Here is a 16,471-nt window from a genome sequence, read left to right as displayed (position 1 = left end):
AATGCCGCAGCTTCCCGCCCCCGACTACCCGGCCGAGGTCAGGGCGCGGCTCGAGGCGGATGCCGAGGAGGTGATCGCCCGCTACCCCGACAGCCGTAGCGCGCTGCTGCCGCTGCTGCACCTGGTGCAGTCGGAGGAGGGCCATGTCACCCGCACCGGGGTCCGGTTCTGCGCCGAGATGCTGGGACTGACCACGGCCGAGGTCACCGCGGTCGCCACCTTCTACACCATGTACCGGCGGGGGCCCTCCGGCGACTACCAGGTGGGGGTGTGCACCAACACCCTGTGCGCGGTGATGGGCGGCGACGCGATCTTCGAGGCCCTTCAGCGCCATCTGGGCGTGGGCAACGGAGAGACCACCGAGGACGGCAAGATCACCCTTGAGCACATCGAGTGCAACGCGGCCTGCGACTTCGCGCCCGTGGTGATGGTCAACTGGGAGTTCTTCGACAACCAGACCGTGGAGTCCGCCCAGCGGATGGTCGACGACCTGCGGGCGGGCCGCACCGTCGAGCCGACCCGCGGCGCGCCGCTGTGCACCTTCAAGGACACCGCGCGCATCCTCGCCGGCTTCCCCGACGCGCGCCCGGGCGCGGTCGAGGCAGGCGGCAGCGCCGGCCCGGCCTCGCTGGTCGGGCTGCGGCTGGCCAAGGGCGAGGCGGCACCCGGCCGGGTCGTATCGCCCAGGTCCGCGAACCACCCGGTGGACGAGCAGACGGGCGAGCAGGCGTCCGCGCACCCGAGCTCCCATGACGCGCCACAGCGGACCTCGGCCTCCGACCCGCACCACCCGTCCGGCCCGGTCACAGAGGAGGGGGAGTGATGACCGTGACCGTCGAGCGGGGCGAGAGCAGCCCCGAGAAGCTGCTGGCACCCGTGCTGTCGTCGTTCTGGGACGAGCCCAAGTCCTGGACCATGGACACGTATCTGCGCCACGAGGGGTACGAGGGCATGCGCAGGGCCCTCGCCATGGCGCCCGATGACGTGATCGCGCTGGTGAAGGACTCGGGGTTGCGCGGCCGCGGCGGCGCGGGCTTCCCCACCGGGATGAAGTGGCAGTTCATCCCGCAGGGCGACGGCAAGCCGCACTACCTCGTCGTCAACGCGGACGAGTCCGAACCCGGCACCTGCAAGGACATCCCCCTCCTCTTCGCCAATCCGCACGCCCTCATCGAGGGCATGATCATCGCCTGTCACGCCATCCGCTCCCAGCACGCCTTCATCTATCTGCGCGGCGAAGTCGTGCCCGTGCTGCGCCGGTTGCACGAGGCCGTACGCGAGGCGTACGAGGCGGGCTACCTCGGCAAGGCCGACGCGCGCAGGCAGAAGCTGGGGCTGGCGGATCTGCCCGATCTTGAGATCACCGTGCACGCGGGCGCCGGCGCGTACATCTGCGGTGAAGAGACCGCGCTGCTGGACTCCTTGGAAGGGCGGCGCGGCCAGCCCCGGCTCCGGCCCCCCTTCCCGGCGGTCGCGGGTCTGTACGCGTGCCCCACTGTCGTCAATAACGTCGAGTCCATCGCGTCGGTTCCCGCCATCCTCACCAAGGGCAAGGAATGGTTCCGGTCGATGGGCAGCGAGAAGTCCCCGGGCTTCACGCTCTACTCGCTGTCCGGGCATGTCGCCAACCCCGGCCAGTACGAGGGCCCGCTGGGCATCACCCTGCGGCAGCTGCTGGACATGAGCGGCGGCATCCGGTCCGGCCACCGGCTGAAGTTCTGGACGCCGGGCGGCTCCTCGACGCCGCTGCTCACCGAGGAGCACCTGGACGTCCCCCTCGACTACGAGGGCGTGGGCGCGGCCGGGTCGATGCTCGGCACCAAGGCGCTCCAGTGCTTCGACGAGACGACCTGTGTGGTGCGCGCGGTGACCCGCTGGACCGAGTTCTACGCGCATGAGTCCTGCGGCAAGTGCACACCCTGCCGCGAGGGCACGTACTGGCTGGTGCAGCTGTTGCGCGACATCGAGGCGGGCAAGGGCCGCATGGAGGACCTCGCCAAGCTGGCCGACATCGCCGACAACATCAACGGCAAGTCCTTCTGCGCGCTCGGCGACGGCGCCGCCAGCCCCATCTACTCCTCCCTCAAGTACTTCAAGGAGGAGTACGAGCAGCACATCACCGGTGGCGGGTGCCCCTTCGACCCCGCCAAGTCCACCGTCTGGGCCGACGACCCGAGCTCCACTCACCTGGGGGTGACCGCATGACCGTGACCACCAATGCACCCTCCGGAGGCGGAGAGGCGGCGGTGCCGCGCGAAGACCTGGTCTCCGTCACCATCGACGGAATCGAGATCTCCGTCCCCAAGGGGACCTTGGTGATCCGCGCGGCCGAGCTGCTCGGTATCGAGATCCCCCGCTTCTGCGACCATCCGCTCCTCGACCCGGCCGGCGCCTGTCGCCAGTGCATCGTCGAGGTCGAGGGCCAGCGCAAGCCGATGGCCTCCTGCACGATCACCTGCACCGACGGGATGGTGGTCAGGACCCAGCTCACCTCGCCCGTGGCCGAGAAGGCGCAGCGCGGCGTGATGGAGCTGCTGCTGATCAACCACCCGCTGGACTGCCCGGTCTGCGACAAGGGCGGCGAGTGCCCGCTCCAGAACCAGGCCATGTCCGCCGGGCAGGCCGACAGCCGCTTCGAGGGCCACAAGCGCACCTTCGAAAAGCCGGTGCCGATCTCCGCGCAGGTGCTGCTGGACCGCGAGCGGTGCGTGCTGTGCGCGCGCTGCACCCGGTTCTCCAACCAGATCGCGGGCGACCCGATGATCGAGCTGCTGGAGCGCGGCGCCCTCCAGCAGGTGGGCACGGGCGAGGGCGATCCGTTCGAGTCGTACTTCTCCGGCAACACCATCCAGATCTGCCCGGTGGGCGCGCTGACGTCGGCCGCCTACCGCTTCCGCTCCCGCCCCTTCGACCTGGTCTCCTCGCCGAGCGTGTGCGAGCACTGCTCGAGCGGCTGCGCGACCCGCACCGACCACCGGCGCGGCAAGGTCATGCGGCGGCTCGCGGCGGACGACCCCGAGGTCAACGAGGAGTGGATCTGCGACAAGGGGCGCTTCGGCTTCCGCTACGCGCAGCTCCCCGACCGGCTCACCACCCCGCTGGTGCGCGACCGGGAGACGGGCGAGTTCACGCCTGCGAGCTGGCCCGAGGCGCTGGAGGCGGCGGCTACCGGCCTGGCCGCGGCCCGTGGCCGCGCGGGCGTGCTGACCGGCGGCCGGCTCACCGTCGAGGACGCCTACGCGTACGCGAAGTTCGCGCGGGTCGCCCTGGACACCAACGACATCGACTTCCGGGCCCGGGCGCACAGCGCCGAGGAGGCCGACTTCCTGGCCACCCAGGTGGCGGGCCGGGGCCGTGACCTGGACGGCGGCGGGCTGACGTACGCCGCGCTGGAGAAGGCCCCGGCCGTCCTCCTGGTCGGCTTCGAGTCGGAGGAGGAGGCGCCCGGCGTCTTCCTGCGGCTGCGCAAGGCCCACCGCAAGCACGGCCAGCGCACCTTCTCGCTGGCCACCCACGCCACCCGGGGCCTGACGAAGGCGGGCGGCACGCTGCTGCCCGCGGCCCCCGGCACCGAGACCGAGTGGCTGGACGCGCTCGCGGGCCGCACCGGCCTGGACGCGGAGGGGGAGCGGGCGGCCGAGGCGCTGCGCGCCGAGGGCGCGGTGATCGTCGCCGGCGAGCGGCTCGCGGCCGTGCCGGGCGCGCTGACCGCCGCCGTACGGGCCGCCGCCGCCACCGGCGCCACACTGGCCTGGATCCCGCGCCGGGCGGGGGAGCGGGGCGCCGTCGAGGCGGGTGCGCTCCCCGGCCTGCTGCCCGGCGGCCGCCCGGTCACCGACCCGCGGGCCCGTGAGGAGACCGCCGAGGTCTGGGGCGTCGCCGAACTGCCCGGTCAGGCGGGCCGGGACACGAGCCGGATCGTCGAGGCCGCGGCCGACGGCGGGCTCGGCGCGCTGCTGGTCGCGGGCGTCGAGGTCGCCGATCTGCCCGACCCGGCGCGGGCCCTCGAGGCCCTGGAGGCGGTCGGCTTCCTGGTCAGCCTGGAGCAGCGGCCCACCGAGGTCACGGCGCACGCGGACGTGGTGCTGCCGGTCGCGGCGGTCGTCGAGAAGACGGGCACCTTCCTCAACTGGGAGGGGCGGGCCCGGCTGTTCGAGGCGGCCATCAAGCCCGACCAGATGACCCGCCGCCACGTCCTTCCGGACGCCCGGGTGCTGCACATGCTGGCCGACGTGATGGATGTGCCGCTCGACCTGCCGGACACCTCGGCCGTACGCGCCGAGTTGACGCGGCTGGGCACCTGGCGCGGCTCCCACGGCATCGGGCCGATGGAGACCGGCGGGCCGCTGCCCCGCCCCGGCGAGGGCGAGGCGCTGCTCGCGGGCCACCGGCTGCTGCTGGACCAGGGCCGGCTACAGGAGGGCGACGCGGCGCTCGCCGCGACCCGCCATGCGGCGGTGGCCCGGCTGTCGGAGTCGACCGCGGCGGAGGCGGGGGTGCGCGACGGGGAGACCGTACGGGTCACCGGCCCGGCCGGGTCGGTCCAGCTGCCCCTGGCGGTGACGGCGATGCCCGACCGGGTGGTCTGGCTGCCGCTGAACTCCACGGGCGGCGGCGCGTACCGCGACCTGGGCGTGGGCCCCGGTGAACTGGTCAAGATCGGCGCTCTTGTGACCGAACCGGAGGTGACCTCATGAGCCTGAGCTACCTCGCCGCAGAAGACCTGTCGATGTTCGGCCGCGACCCGTGGTGGCTGGTCGTGATCAAGGCGGTCTTCTGCTTCGCCTTCCTGATGGTGACCGTGCTGATCTCCATCGTCATGGAGCGCAAGGTCGTCGGCTGGATGCAGCTGCGCATCGGCCCGAACCGGCACGGCCCCTGGGGCATGCTGCAGTCCCTGGCCGACGGCGTGAAGCTGATGCTGAAGGAAGACATCGTCGTCAAGCGCGCGGACAAGGTCGTCTACGTCCTGGCGCCGATCGTCGCGGCCATCCCCGCCTTCATGGCGGTCGCGGTCATCCCCTTCGGCCCGGCCGGTAACGAGATCTCGATCTTCGGGCACCGCACCACGATGCAGCTGACCGACCTGCCGATCGCGATCCTCTACATCCTGGCCACCGCCTCGGTGGGGATCTACGGCATCGTGCTGGCGGGCTGGTCGTCCGGTTCCACGTATCCGCTCCTCGGGGGCTTGCGCTCCTGCGCCCAGATGATCAGCTACGAGATCGCGATGGGCATGTCCTTCGCGGCGGTCTTCCTCTACTCCGGGTCGATGTCGACCTCCGAGATCGTCAACTCCCAGCACGACCGCTGGTACGCGCTGCTGCTGCCGGTCTCCTTCATCATCTACATCATCGCGATGGTCGGTGAGACCAACCGCGCGCCCTTCGACATGCCGGAGTCCGAGGGCGACCTGGTCGGCGGCTTCAACACCGAGTACTCGTCGATCAAGTTCGCGATGTTCATGCTCGCCGAGTACATCAACATGGTCACCGTCTCGATGGTCGCGGTCACCCTCTTCCTGGGCGGCTGGCGGGCGCCATGGCCGATCAGCACCTTCTGGCCGGGGGCCAACCACGGCTGGTGGCCGATGCTCTGGTTCGTCGGCAAGGTCCTCTCGCTGCTGTTCGCCTTCGTCTGGATCCGCGGCACGCTGCCGCGGGTGCGCTACGACCAGTTCATGAAGCTGGGCTGGAAGGTGCTCATCCCGGTCTCGATGGTCTGGCTGATGCTGGTCGCGACCGTGCGGGCGCTGCGCAACGAGAACTACGACTACCAGGACATCGTGCTGTACGTCGGCGGCGCGGTCCTCGTCCTTCTGCTGCTGTCGTTCGTCGTCGACATCTTCCGCGACAGGGAGGCTTCACAGGCCACGGCGGAGGCGGAGGCCGAGGAGGGCCCGGAGCCCGCCTTCGACCCGATGGCGGGCGGCTTCCCGGTGCCGCCGCTGCCCGGCCAGACCCCGCCGCCCGTACCGCGCCGACGCCCGCGACACGACCGTGAACTGATTGTCAGTGGCGGGCCCGACACTGTCAGTGACGGAAAGGAGGCCGACGGTGTCTGACTTCCAGAACCCGGTGGCCGGCTTCGGCGTGACCTTCAAGGCCATGTTCAAGAAGCGGCTCACCGAGCAGTACCCCGAGGAGAAGAAGCCGACCGCGCCCCGATTCCACGGACGCCACCAGCTCAACCGCCACCCGGACGGGCTGGAGAAGTGCGTCGGCTGCGAGCTGTGCGCCTGGGCCTGTCCGGCGGACGCGATCTATGTGGAAGGCGCGGACAACACGGACGAGGAGCGCTACTCCCCGGGCGAGCGCTACGGCCGCGTGTACCAGATCAACTATCTGCGCTGCATTCTGTGCGGCCTGTGTGTCGAGGCGTGCCCGACCCGGGCGCTGACCATGACCAATGAGTACGAGCTCGCCGACCGGACCCGCGAATCGCTCATCTACACCAAGGAGGAGCTGCTCGCGGGGCTGGAGGAGAACATGGTCGACTCCCCGCATGCCATCTACCCCGGCATGGACGAGCAGGACTACTACCGCGGTCTGGTGACCGAGGCCGCGCCCGGGACGGTGCGCCAGGTGGCGGTCAGCGAGGGCGAGACCGCGTCCGACGAGGCCGCGGCCGCTGAGGACGCCAAGGCTGGGCGGGAGGGAGGGGCATGAGCAGCATGCTGGCCGCCGCCGCTTCCACCACCTCCACCGGCGAGGCCGTGCAGTTCTGGATCCTGGCCACCGTGGCCGTGCTCGGTGCCCTGGGCACGATCCTGATGCGCAAGGCCGTGCACAGCGCCCTGTGCCTGGCGGGCACCATGATCGTCCTGGCGGTCTTCTACCTGGCCAACGGCGCGTACTTCCTGGGCGTCGTTCAGATCGTCGTCTACACCGGCGCGATCATGATGCTCTTCCTCTTCGTCGTCATGCTGGTCGGCGTCACCGCCGCCGACTCCCTGAAAGAGACGCTGAAGGGGCAGCGCTGGCTCGCCGCCCTGTGCGGGCTCGGGTTCGGCATCCTGCTGTGCGCCGGGATCGGCAATGCCTCGTTGAAGAGCTTCAACGGTCTGGGCCAGGCCAACTCCGGCGGCAATGTGGAGGGCCTGGCCACCCTGATCTTCACCAAGTACGTCTTCGCCTTCGAGATCACCGGCGCGCTGCTGATCACCGCGGCGGTCGGCGCGATGGTGCTGACCCACCGCGAGCGCACCGAGCGCGCGCTCAGCCAGCGCGAGCAGGCCGAGCGGCGGGTGCGCACCGGCACGCAGGTGCCGCCGCTGCCCGCGCCCGGTGTCTACGCCCGGCACAACGCGGTGGACATCCCCGGTCTGCTGCCCGACGGCACGCCCGCCGAGCTCTCGGTCAACGCGACGCTGCGCGGCCGCGGCCAGATCCGGGACGTCTCCGGGAAGGCGCTGGCCCAACTGGCCGCCCTGGAGCAGCGCTCGGCGCGCTGGCTGGGGCGGGACGCCAAGGGTGCCAAGGGCACGGGGCGCCCCGGTGGCGGGAAGGGCGCCGAGGGCGCCGACCGTCACGACAGCGCGAGCGGCGCGGACGCGAATGCCACCGGCGCGAACGGCGCCGAGCATCCGGAGGACTCGAAGGGGGTCGCCAAGTGAACCCGGTCAACTACCTCTACCTGGCCGCCCTGTTGTTCACCATCGGCGCGGCCGGGGTGCTGATCCGGCGGAACGCGATCGTCCTCTTCATGTGCGTCGAGCTGATGCTGAACGCCTGCAACCTGGCGTTCGTCACCTTCTCCCGGATGCACGGCAATCTCGACGGCCAGATCATCGCCTTCTTCACGATGGTCGTCGCGGCCGCCGAAGTCGTGGTCGGTCTCGCGATCATCGTGTCGGTGTTCCGCTCCCGCCATTCGGCCTCGGTCGACGACGCCAGCCTGATGAAGCTCTAGAAGGGTCGCGTTCACGTGGAGAACCTCATCGGATTGCTTGTCGCGGCCCCGCTGCTCGGCGCGGCCCTGCTGCTGTGCGGAGGACGGCGGCTGGACGGCAAGGGCCATTTGCTGGGCACCGCGCTCGCGGTCGCCTCCTTCGTGATCGGGGCGGTGCTCTTCGCCGACATGCTCGGCCGGGACGAGCACGACCGGGCCCTGCACAGCCACCTGTTCAGCTGGATCCCGGTCGGCGGCTTCCGCGCGGACGTCGCCTTCCAGCTCGACCAGTTGTCGATGACCTTCGTGCTTCTGATCACGGGTGTGGGCAGCCTGATCCACATCTACTCGATCGGCTATATGGAGCACGACGAGCGCCGCCGCCGCTTCTTCGGCTATCTCAACCTCTTCCTCGCGGCGATGCTGCTGCTCGTCCTCGCCGACAACTACCTGCTGCTGTACGTGGGGTGGGAGGGCGTCGGCCTCGCCTCGTATCTGCTGATCGGTTTCTGGCAGCACAAGCCCAGCGCGGCCACGGCGGCGAAGAAGGCGTTCATCGTCAACCGGGTCGGCGACGTCGGCCTGTCGATCGCCATCATGCTGATGTTCACGACCTTCGGGACCTTCGCCTTCGCCCCGGTGCTCTCCAGCGCCACCGACGCGGGCGAGGGCAAGCTCACCGCCATCGGGCTGATGCTGCTGCTGGCCGCCTGCGGAAAGTCGGCCCAGGTGCCGCTCCAGTCCTGGCTCGGGGACGCCATGGAGGGCCCGACCCCGGTCTCCGCCCTGATCCACGCGGCCACCATGGTGACCGCGGGCGTCTATCTGATCACCCGCTCGGGCGCGATCTTCAACAACGCGCCGGACGCGCAGACCGCGGTGGTCACGGTGGGCGCGGTGACGCTGCTCTTCGGTGCGATCGTCGGTTGCGCGAAGGACGACATCAAGAAGGCCTTGGCGGGCTCGACCATGTCGCAGATCGGGTACATGATCCTGGCCGCCGGGCTCGGCCCCATCGGCTATGTCTTCGCGATCATGCACCTGGTCACCCACGGCTTCTTCAAGGCGGGGCTCTTCCTCGGCGCCGGTTCGGTCATGCACGGCATGAACGACGAGGTCGACATGCGCAAGTACGGCGGCCTGCGCAAGTACATGCCGGTCACCTTCGTGACCTTCGGGCTCGGCTATCTCGCGATCATCGGCTTCCCGGGTCTTTCCGGCTTCTGGTCCAAGGACAAGATCATCGAGGCGGCCTTCGCCAAGGGCGGCACGGAGGGCTGGATCCTGGGCGGCGTGGCGCTGCTCGGCGCCGCCATCACCGCGTACTACATGACCCGCGTGATGCTGCTGACCTTCTTCGGCGAGAAGCGCTGGGCGCCCGATGAGCAGGGCAACGAGCCGCACCCCCACGAGTCGCCGAGGTCCATGACCATCCCGATGATCGTGCTGGCCTTCGGATCGGTGTTCGCGGGCGCGCTGTTCAGCCTCAACGACGCGTTCCTGAAGTGGCTGGAGCCCGTCACCAGCCACAGCCACGGGGACTCCCCGCTCAGCGCCGCCACCGTCACCGCCGGGACCATGGTCGTCCTGCTGATCGGCGTCGGGCTCGCCTGGGCGCAGTACGGGCGCCGGCCCGTCCCGCGCACAGCCCCGCGCGGCAGCCTGCTCACCCGGGCCGCCCGGCGGGACCTGCTTCAGGACGACTTCAACCACGTCGCCCTCGTCAAGCCCGGCGAGTACCTCACCCGCGGCCTGGTCTACGTGGACCACAAGCTGGTCGACGGCGTGGTCAACGGCACCGCGGCCGCGGTCGGCGGCCTCTCCGGGCGGCTGCGGAAGCTCCAGAACGGCTACGCCCGCACGTACGCGGTCTCGATGTTCGGCGGTACGGCGGTCCTCATCGCCGCGACCCTGCTGATGAGGGCGGTCTGAGTCATGTCATTTCCCCTGCTGACGGTCACGGCCGCGGTGCCCGCGCTCGGCGCGATCGCCACCGCCGCCGTGCCCGCCGCCAAGCGCTCCGCCGCCAAGTGGGTGGCGCTGGGCTTCTCGCTGGTCACGCTCGTCCTGGCGGCGATCGTGCTGGTGCGCTTCGACCCGGACGGCGCCCACTTCCAGCTCACCGAGTCGCACGCCTGGATCAAGGACTTCGGCGTGCGGTACGAGCTGGGTGTGGACGGCATCGCGGTCGCCCTGATCGCGCTGACCGCGGTCCTCATCCCCTTCATCATCCTGGCCGGGTGGCATGACGCCGACCCACTGGAAGAGCCCAGCCCGAATCGCCGCTGGCGGCCCACCCAGGGCTTCTTCGCGCTGATCCTGATGGTCGAGGCGATGGTGGTGATCTCCTTCGAGGCCACCGACGTCTTCCTCTTCTACATCTTCTTCGAAGCCATGCTGATCCCGATGTACTTCCTCATCGGCGGCTTCGGGGACCGGGCCGGAGGGCGGTCCGAGGAGGAGACGGCCACCCAGCGGTCGTACGCCGCCGTCAAGTTCCTGCTCTACAACCTGGCGGGCGGCCTGATCATGCTGGCCGCGGTGGTCGGCCTGTATGTGGTCACCGCGGACGACCTGGGCGCCGGCACCTTCTCGCTGCAGCAGATCACCGACGCGCGGGCCGCCGGCACCCTCGACTTCGCGACCAGCACCGAGCGGCTGCTGTTCCTCGGCTTCTTCTTCGCCTTCGCCGTGAAGGCGCCGCTGTGGCCGCTGCACACCTGGCTGCCCAACGCGATGGGGGAGGCCACCTCCCCCGTCGCCGTGCTGATCACCGCCGTGGTCGACAAGGTCGGCACCTTCGCGATGCTCCGCTTCTGCCTCCAGCTCTTCCCGGAGGCCAGCAAGTGGGCCACGCCGGTGATCCTCGTCCTCGCCCTCGTCAGCATCATCTATGGGGCGCTGCTCGCGGTCGGCCAGCGGGACATCAAGCGGCTGATCGCGTACGCCTCGATCTCCCACTTCGGCTTCATCGTCCTCGGCATCTTCGCCATGACGACGCAGGGCCAGGGCGGAGCCACCCTCTACATGGTCAACCACGGCATCTCGACCGCCGCGCTGATGCTGGTGGCCGGATTCCTGATCACGCGCCGCGGGTCGCGGCTCATCGCCGACTACGGCGGAGTGCAGAAGGTCGCCCCGGTGCTCGCCGGTACCTTCCTGATCGGCGGTCTGGCCACCCTGTCGCTGCCCGGTCTGGCACCCTTCATCAGCGAATTCCTCGTCCTGGTCGGCACGTTCAGCCGCTATCCGGCGCTCGGCATCATCGCGACCGTCGGCATCGTGCTGGCCGCGCTGTACGTCCTGGTGCTGTACCAGCGCACCATGACCGGTCCGGTGAAGGCCGAGGTGCGGGACATGCCCGATCTCAGGGTGCGCGAGCTGGTGGTGGTGGTGCCGCTGATCGCGCTGCTGATCTTCCTCGGCGTCTACCCGAAGCCGCTGACCGACATCGTCAACCCGGCGGTCGATCACACGCTGTCCGTGGTGGACAAGAAGGATCCCAAGCCCGATCACCCCGTCACTGACGCGGGCTGGTTCAGCTACAGCCCGATGCACGACCGTGCTTCCGGAGGTGCCAAGTGAGCCACGCGGCCACTGTCCACAGCCTGTGGACGACAGCGGCGGTGTCGCCTGACAAGATCCCCGCGCCGGACATCGAGTACGGCCAGCTGGCGCCCACGCTGATCGTCCTCGGCGCCGCGATCGTCGGGGTGCTGATCGAGGCCCTGCTGCCGCGCCGCCACCGCTACGCCGCCCAGCTCTTCGTCTCCGTGGTCGCCCTGGCCGCGGCCTTCGCCGCCGTCCTGGGCCTGGCGGCCGGGGACTACGGCACGAGCAAGGCGCGCATCGCGGCCATGGGCGCCATCGCGGTCGACGGACCCGCGCTCTTCCTGCAGGGCACGATCCTCCTTGTCTCGCTGGTCGCGGTCTTCACCTTCGCCGAGCGGCGGCTCGACCCGGCGGCACACGGCAATCGCGTCGACTCCTTCGCGGCGCAGGCGGCCGCCGTGCCGGGCGGCGAGGCCGAAAAGGCCGCCGTCAAGGCGGGCTTCACCACCACCGAGGTCTTTCCGCTGGTCCTCTTCGCGGTGGGCGGCATGCTCGTCTTCCCCGCCGCCAACGACCTGCTGACCCTCTTCGTGGCGCTGGAGGTCTTCTCGCTCCCGCTGTATGTGCTGTGCGCGCTCGCCCGGCGCCACCGCATGCTCTCGCAGGAGGCCGCCGTCAAGTACTTCCTGCTCGGCGCCTTCTCCTCCGCCTTCCTGCTCTTCGGGATCGCGCTGTTGTACGGCTACGCGGGCACCGTCACCTACGGGGGCATCGCCGATGTCGTCGACGGTCAGGTCCGCGAGGTCACCCCGGCGCTCGCCGGGACCATGGGCAATGACGCGCTGCTGCTCATCGGCGGCGCGATGGTGCTGATGGGCCTGCTGTTCAAGATCGGTGCCGTTCCCTTCCACATGTGGACGCCGGACGTCTACCAGGGCGCCCCGACCCCGGTGACCGGCTTCATGGCGGCGGCGACCAAGGTCGCGGCGTTCGGCGCGCTGCTGCGTCTGCTGTACGTCGTGCTGCCGGGGCTGCGCTGGGACTGGCGGCCGGTGATGTGGGGCGTCGCGATCGTCACCATGCTGGGCGGCGCGATCGTCGCGGTCACCCAGACCGATGTGAAGCGGCTGCTGGCCTACTCCTCGATCGCCCACGCCGGCTTCATCCTGGCCGGTGTCATCGCCACGACGCCCGACGGCATCTCCTCGGTCCTCTTCTATCTCGCCGCGTACTCCTTTGTGACCCTCGGCGCGTTCTCCGTGGTCACCCTGGTCCGCGACGCGGGCGGCGAGGCCACCCATCTGTCCAAGTGGGCCGGGCTCGGCCGCCGTTCGCCCCTGGTGGCCGCGGTCTTCGCGGTCTTCCTGCTGGCCTTCGCCGGAATCCCTCTGACAAGTGGTTTCGCGGGGAAGTTCGCGGTCTTCAAGGCGGCGGCCGACGGGGGCGCGGGACCGCTGGTGGTGGTCGGTGTGATCTCCTCGGCGATCGCGGCGTTCTTCTACATCCGGGTGATCGTGCTGATGTTCTTCAGCGAGCCGCGGACCGAGGGCCCGTCGGTGGCGGTGCCGTCCCCGCTGACCTCGGCGGCGATCGCGATCGGCGTCGCGGTGACGATCGTGCTCGGCGTCGCCCCGCAGTACTTCCTCGACCTGGCCGGTCAGGCGGGGGTCTTCGTGCGCTGAGCGCCCAGGCTGGTTCCGACCGCCGCCCGGTACCCGTCGAAGGGTGCCGGGCGGCGGCGTTTCCGGGACGCGTTCGCCGTATGCCGGGTGGGTCCGCCGCCACCCGAATGGTTCAACAGCGCCGGGCCCTCGCCCGCTCCATCGCCTAGCGTTCCAGGAAGTGGGGGAAACCACTGGTGTCAACGGAGGTCAGCCATGCGTCAAAAATTGGCGCGCAACTCCACCGCGGATGCGAGTGATTCCGGTTCTCACATACGGAGCGCTCAGCGACTCAAGGTCCTGCTGTGCTTGGTCACGGCCGCCATCCTGGCCTTGGCCGGAGCCGGCCCCGCCGCGGCCGAGTCCGGCTCGGCCGTCCGGGACGGGGCCCAAACCACCGCCAGTCCCACCCCGCGGCTCGCCGACGGACGTCTGATCGACTCGCCGACCGCCGCGAAGACATTGGCCGACTACTGGACCCCCGAGCGGATGAAGAAGGCCATCCCGCTCGACCGGGCCATCAAGGCAAAGGCCGACACCGCCGGTGTGGCCAAGCCCACCGGAGAACCGGGGACGACCATGCCCGCCCGGGGCCCTGCGGGTACGGTGTCGCCGCTGATCACCGAATCCGCCGCGGTGGGCAAGGTGTTCTTCACCGACCCCAGCGACGGACTCGACTACGCGTGCTCGGCAAGTGCCCTCAACAGCGCCTCCAAGCAGATGCTGCTCACCGCCGGGCACTGCGTGCACGAGGGAAGCGGCGGCACCTGGATGACCAACTGGACCTATGCGCCCCGCTACCGCTCCGGGGTCAGCCCCTTCGGCAGCTTCGCCGCCAAGCAGTTCCGCACCTTCGACGCCTGGATCAACAGCAGCGACCTGGGCCGGGACGTGGCGATGGTGACCACCTGGCCGCTCGACGGCAACAAGGTCGTCGACGTCACCGGCGGCCACGGTCTGGCCTGGAACTTCTCGTCCACGGTGCCGGTGACCGTGTTCGGCTACCCCGGCAACGTGGACGACGGCGAGATCCAGCAGTGGTGCGCGGGTACCACGCGGTTGTTCAACGCGCTCGACGGCCGTATCGAGATCGGGTGCAACTTCGGGCCCGGAGCGAGCGGCGGGCCCTGGCTGTGGAGCTTCGACGACACCACTGGCCTCGGTTTCGCCGACGGGGTGACCAGCACGATCACCTCGAACGGCTTCAACCAGAGCCCGTACTTCGATGACGCTGTCAAGACGATGTACGACCTTCAGGGCATCGTCACCTGATGAGGGCCGCGCGGCCCCCCGGCCGGAGGCCGGGGGGCTCGTGGGGTGCGCGGCCGGGGCGTCCGGCGACGCGGCTCAGCCGCCGGTGACGCCGCCCACGCTCTCCAGGCCGGGGATGTCCGTCGGGAAGTCGGTGGGGATGTCGGCGGGCGTGGTCACCTTGGTGAAGGTGTCGGGGTCGACGGCGTCCCAGTCGACCGTGAGGGTCTTGCCGTCCGCGCTCGCCTTCACCGAGCCCATGGTGCGGTCGGTGTTGCCGTCGGCGCAGTCGAGCATCAGCATCTTGTTGGCGGCGCCCGTGTCGGTGTATTCACCGGAGCAGGTGTGCTTGCCCGCGACCAGGCCCGCCTTGTCGCCGTTGATGGACAGGATCATCGCCTCGCCGCCGGACTTCGACACATAGGCGCCCGACACCTTGCCGCCCGCGCCCCCCTCCGCCGGGGCGCTCGACTGGTCGGCCGCCGGGGTCTTCTTCGAGGCCTCCGGCTTGTCGCCGCCGTCGTCGCTGTCGCTGCCGCATCCGGTCATCAGCAGGGCGGCCGCGGCCACCGCACCGGCGATGCGCACTGCCTTGATCACGCGCTTACTCCTCGGTTGTGGGACAGGAACACGACAACCTAACAGTGTCATGGCATGGACGGGGCGACACGGCCGGTCACCTCCCCCAGTGCGACACGGTTGTTACCGGGGCCCGGGGCCCAGGCGGTGAGGGTCACCTCGTCGCCGTCCTCCAGGAACGTCCGCTCACCGTCGGGCAGTCGCAGCGGGTCGCGGCCCGACCAGGTCAACTCCAGCAGACAGCCGCGCTGGTGCGGCTCGGGGCCGCTGACCGTGCCGGAGGCGAAGAGGTCGCCGGTGCGCAGCGAGGCGCCGTTGACCGTCATGTGCGCGAGCTGCTGGGCGGCCGTCCAGTACATGGCCGCGAAGGGCGGGTGGGAGATGGGGTGGCCGTTGATGGCGACCTCGATGCGCAGGTCGAGCCCGCCCGGCTCGGCGGCCTCGGCGGCGGAGTCGTCGAGGTAGGGGAGGGGCGGGACGTCGCGGGCGGGCGGGGCGGTGCGGGCGGCGGCGAGGGCGTCCAGCGGGGTGATCCAGGCGGCCACGGAGGTGGCGAAGGACTTTCCGAGGAAGGGGCCGAGCGGGCGGTACTCCCAGCTCTGGATGTCGCGTGCGGACCAGTCGTTGAGCAGGCAGACGCCGAAGACGTGGTCGTGGAACCCGGAGAGCGGCACCGGTGTATTCAAGGGTGAAGGGGCACCGACGACGAAGGCGACCTCCGCCTCGAAGTCGAGCCGGCGCGAGGGGCCGAACGGGGGGAGCGCGGAATGACCGGAATGACTGGAGGGGGCGCCCAGTTGGCCGCGAGGGCGCACCACGGGCGTGCCGGAGACCACGACCGTGCCCGAGCGCCCGTGGTAGCCGATGGGCATGTGCTTCCAGTTGGGGGTGAGCGTCTCGCCGTCCGGGCGGAAGATCCTGCCCACGTTGGACGCGTGGTGCTCGCTAGCATAGAAGTCGACGTAGTCGGCGACTTCGAGGGGCAGATGGAGCGCGACGGTGGTGAGGGGGTGCAGAAGGGGCTCGATGGCGGACCGGTGCGCCGACTCGGTCAGCCAGGCGCGCAGCTCTTCTCGGACTGCCTGCCAGACCGGACGGCCCGCGGCCATCAGCGGATTGAGCGTCGGATGGCCGAGCAGCGCGGCGTGCGGGGAGCCGACGGCGGCTGCGGCGGCGCCCGCGTCCAGGACGTGGTCGCCGTAGCGGACCCCGATTCGGCGCAGGTCAGGGGCGTCGGGGGTGGTGAAGACGCCATAGGGGAGGTTGTGCGGGCCGAAGGGATCGTCGTGGGGCAGGTCGAGCGGGCTCAGTGGGGGCATGGGGGTGCCTCGCCTTCTCCTCGTCACGGGGGATCGCCGGGATCGCCGGGCCACACCCTACGGGGGCGGGCGCGCGAAGGGAGGACTGTACCGACTGTTACCTAAAGAGCGGGCAATGTCCGGATAGTTCTTGCTGCGGTCGTCAATTCCCCAGTAGCGTCCTTAATCGGGTCACGCACAGTGGGGGGGCCACTGCGCTGCGGTGACCGAGGGGGACTC

General features: G+C 70.2%; 13 protein-coding genes. 11 read left to right on the top strand and 2 right to left on the bottom strand.

Translation table 11 applies throughout. The features are described 5' to 3' along the window. Position 1 precedes the first annotated feature (1 nt). The 11 genes from nuoE (at position 2) to ACWY4P_RS23610 (ending at position 14,375) form a co-directional block, all read left to right on the top strand. On the top strand, positions 2-823 hold the full coding sequence (gene nuoE / locus ACWY4P_RS23660; RefSeq protein ID WP_456213031.1) for an NADH-quinone oxidoreductase subunit NuoE: 822 nt from the start codon (positions 2-4) through the stop codon (positions 821-823). Beyond that, on the top strand, positions 823-2,205 hold the full coding sequence (gene nuoF, locus ACWY4P_RS23655) for an NADH-quinone oxidoreductase subunit NuoF (RefSeq protein ID WP_456212535.1): 1,383 nt from the start codon (positions 823-825) through the stop codon (positions 2,203-2,205). Before nuoE ends, nuoF begins: the two co-directional genes overlap by 1 nt. Beyond that, on the top strand, positions 2,202-4,697 hold the full coding sequence (locus ACWY4P_RS23650) for an NADH-quinone oxidoreductase subunit G (protein ID WP_456212534.1): 2,496 nt from the start codon (positions 2,202-2,204) through the stop codon (positions 4,695-4,697). Before nuoF ends, ACWY4P_RS23650 begins: the two co-directional genes overlap by 4 nt. Beyond that, a complete protein-coding gene (nuoH, locus tag ACWY4P_RS23645) occupies positions 4,694-6,064 on the top strand; it encodes an NADH-quinone oxidoreductase subunit NuoH (RefSeq protein WP_456212533.1) in 1,371 nt (456 codons plus the stop codon). The genes ACWY4P_RS23650 and nuoH overlap by 4 nt, the downstream gene beginning before the upstream one ends. Continuing rightward, a complete protein-coding gene (gene nuoI, locus ACWY4P_RS23640; RefSeq protein ID WP_456212532.1) occupies positions 6,057-6,668 on the top strand; it encodes an NADH-quinone oxidoreductase subunit NuoI in 612 nt (203 codons plus the stop codon). The genes nuoH and nuoI overlap by 8 nt, the downstream gene beginning before the upstream one ends. After that, positions 6,665-7,615 (top strand): NADH-quinone oxidoreductase subunit J, encoded by a 951-nt coding sequence (locus tag ACWY4P_RS23635; RefSeq protein ID WP_456212531.1) that lies wholly within the window; start codon positions 6,665-6,667, stop codon positions 7,613-7,615. The genes nuoI and ACWY4P_RS23635 overlap by 4 nt, the downstream gene beginning before the upstream one ends. After that, positions 7,612-7,911, top strand: a complete 300-nt coding sequence (gene nuoK / locus ACWY4P_RS23630) for an NADH-quinone oxidoreductase subunit NuoK (protein WP_352276016.1) — start codon at positions 7,612-7,614, stop codon at positions 7,909-7,911. The genes ACWY4P_RS23635 and nuoK overlap by 4 nt, the downstream gene beginning before the upstream one ends. Positions 7,912-7,926: 15 nt before the next feature. Further along, on the top strand, positions 7,927-9,822 hold the full coding sequence (gene nuoL / locus ACWY4P_RS23625) for an NADH-quinone oxidoreductase subunit L (RefSeq protein ID WP_456212530.1): 1,896 nt from the start codon (positions 7,927-7,929) through the stop codon (positions 9,820-9,822). A 3-nt stretch (positions 9,823-9,825) separates the two neighbouring features. Beyond that, positions 9,826-11,475: an NADH-quinone oxidoreductase subunit M gene (locus tag ACWY4P_RS23620; protein WP_456212529.1), complete on the top strand. Its 1,650-nt coding sequence runs from the start codon at positions 9,826-9,828 to the stop codon at positions 11,473-11,475. Further along, positions 11,472-13,124: an NADH-quinone oxidoreductase subunit NuoN gene (gene nuoN / locus ACWY4P_RS23615; protein ID WP_456212528.1), complete on the top strand. Its 1,653-nt coding sequence runs from the start codon at positions 11,472-11,474 to the stop codon at positions 13,122-13,124. The genes ACWY4P_RS23620 and nuoN overlap by 4 nt, the downstream gene beginning before the upstream one ends. Before the next feature lie 288 nt (positions 13,125-13,412). Continuing rightward, a complete protein-coding gene (locus tag ACWY4P_RS23610) occupies positions 13,413-14,375 on the top strand; it encodes a trypsin-like serine peptidase (protein WP_456212527.1) in 963 nt (320 codons plus the stop codon). A gap of 75 nt (positions 14,376-14,450) precedes the next feature. Here the strand turns inward: ACWY4P_RS23610 and ACWY4P_RS23605 are convergent, their stop codons facing one another. Then, positions 14,451-14,954, bottom strand: a complete 504-nt coding sequence (locus ACWY4P_RS23605; protein ID WP_456212526.1) for a hypothetical protein — start codon at positions 14,952-14,954, stop codon at positions 14,451-14,453. 47 nt (positions 14,955-15,001) lie between these two features. Continuing rightward, positions 15,002-16,252, bottom strand: a complete 1,251-nt coding sequence (gene fahA, locus ACWY4P_RS23600) for a fumarylacetoacetase (protein WP_456212525.1) — start codon at positions 16,250-16,252, stop codon at positions 15,002-15,004. Positions 16,253-16,471 lie beyond the last annotated feature (219 nt).

It is taken from the genome of Streptomyces sp. LZ34 (assembly GCF_053890475.1).
This window is presented reverse-complemented; position numbering and strand designations above follow the sequence as displayed.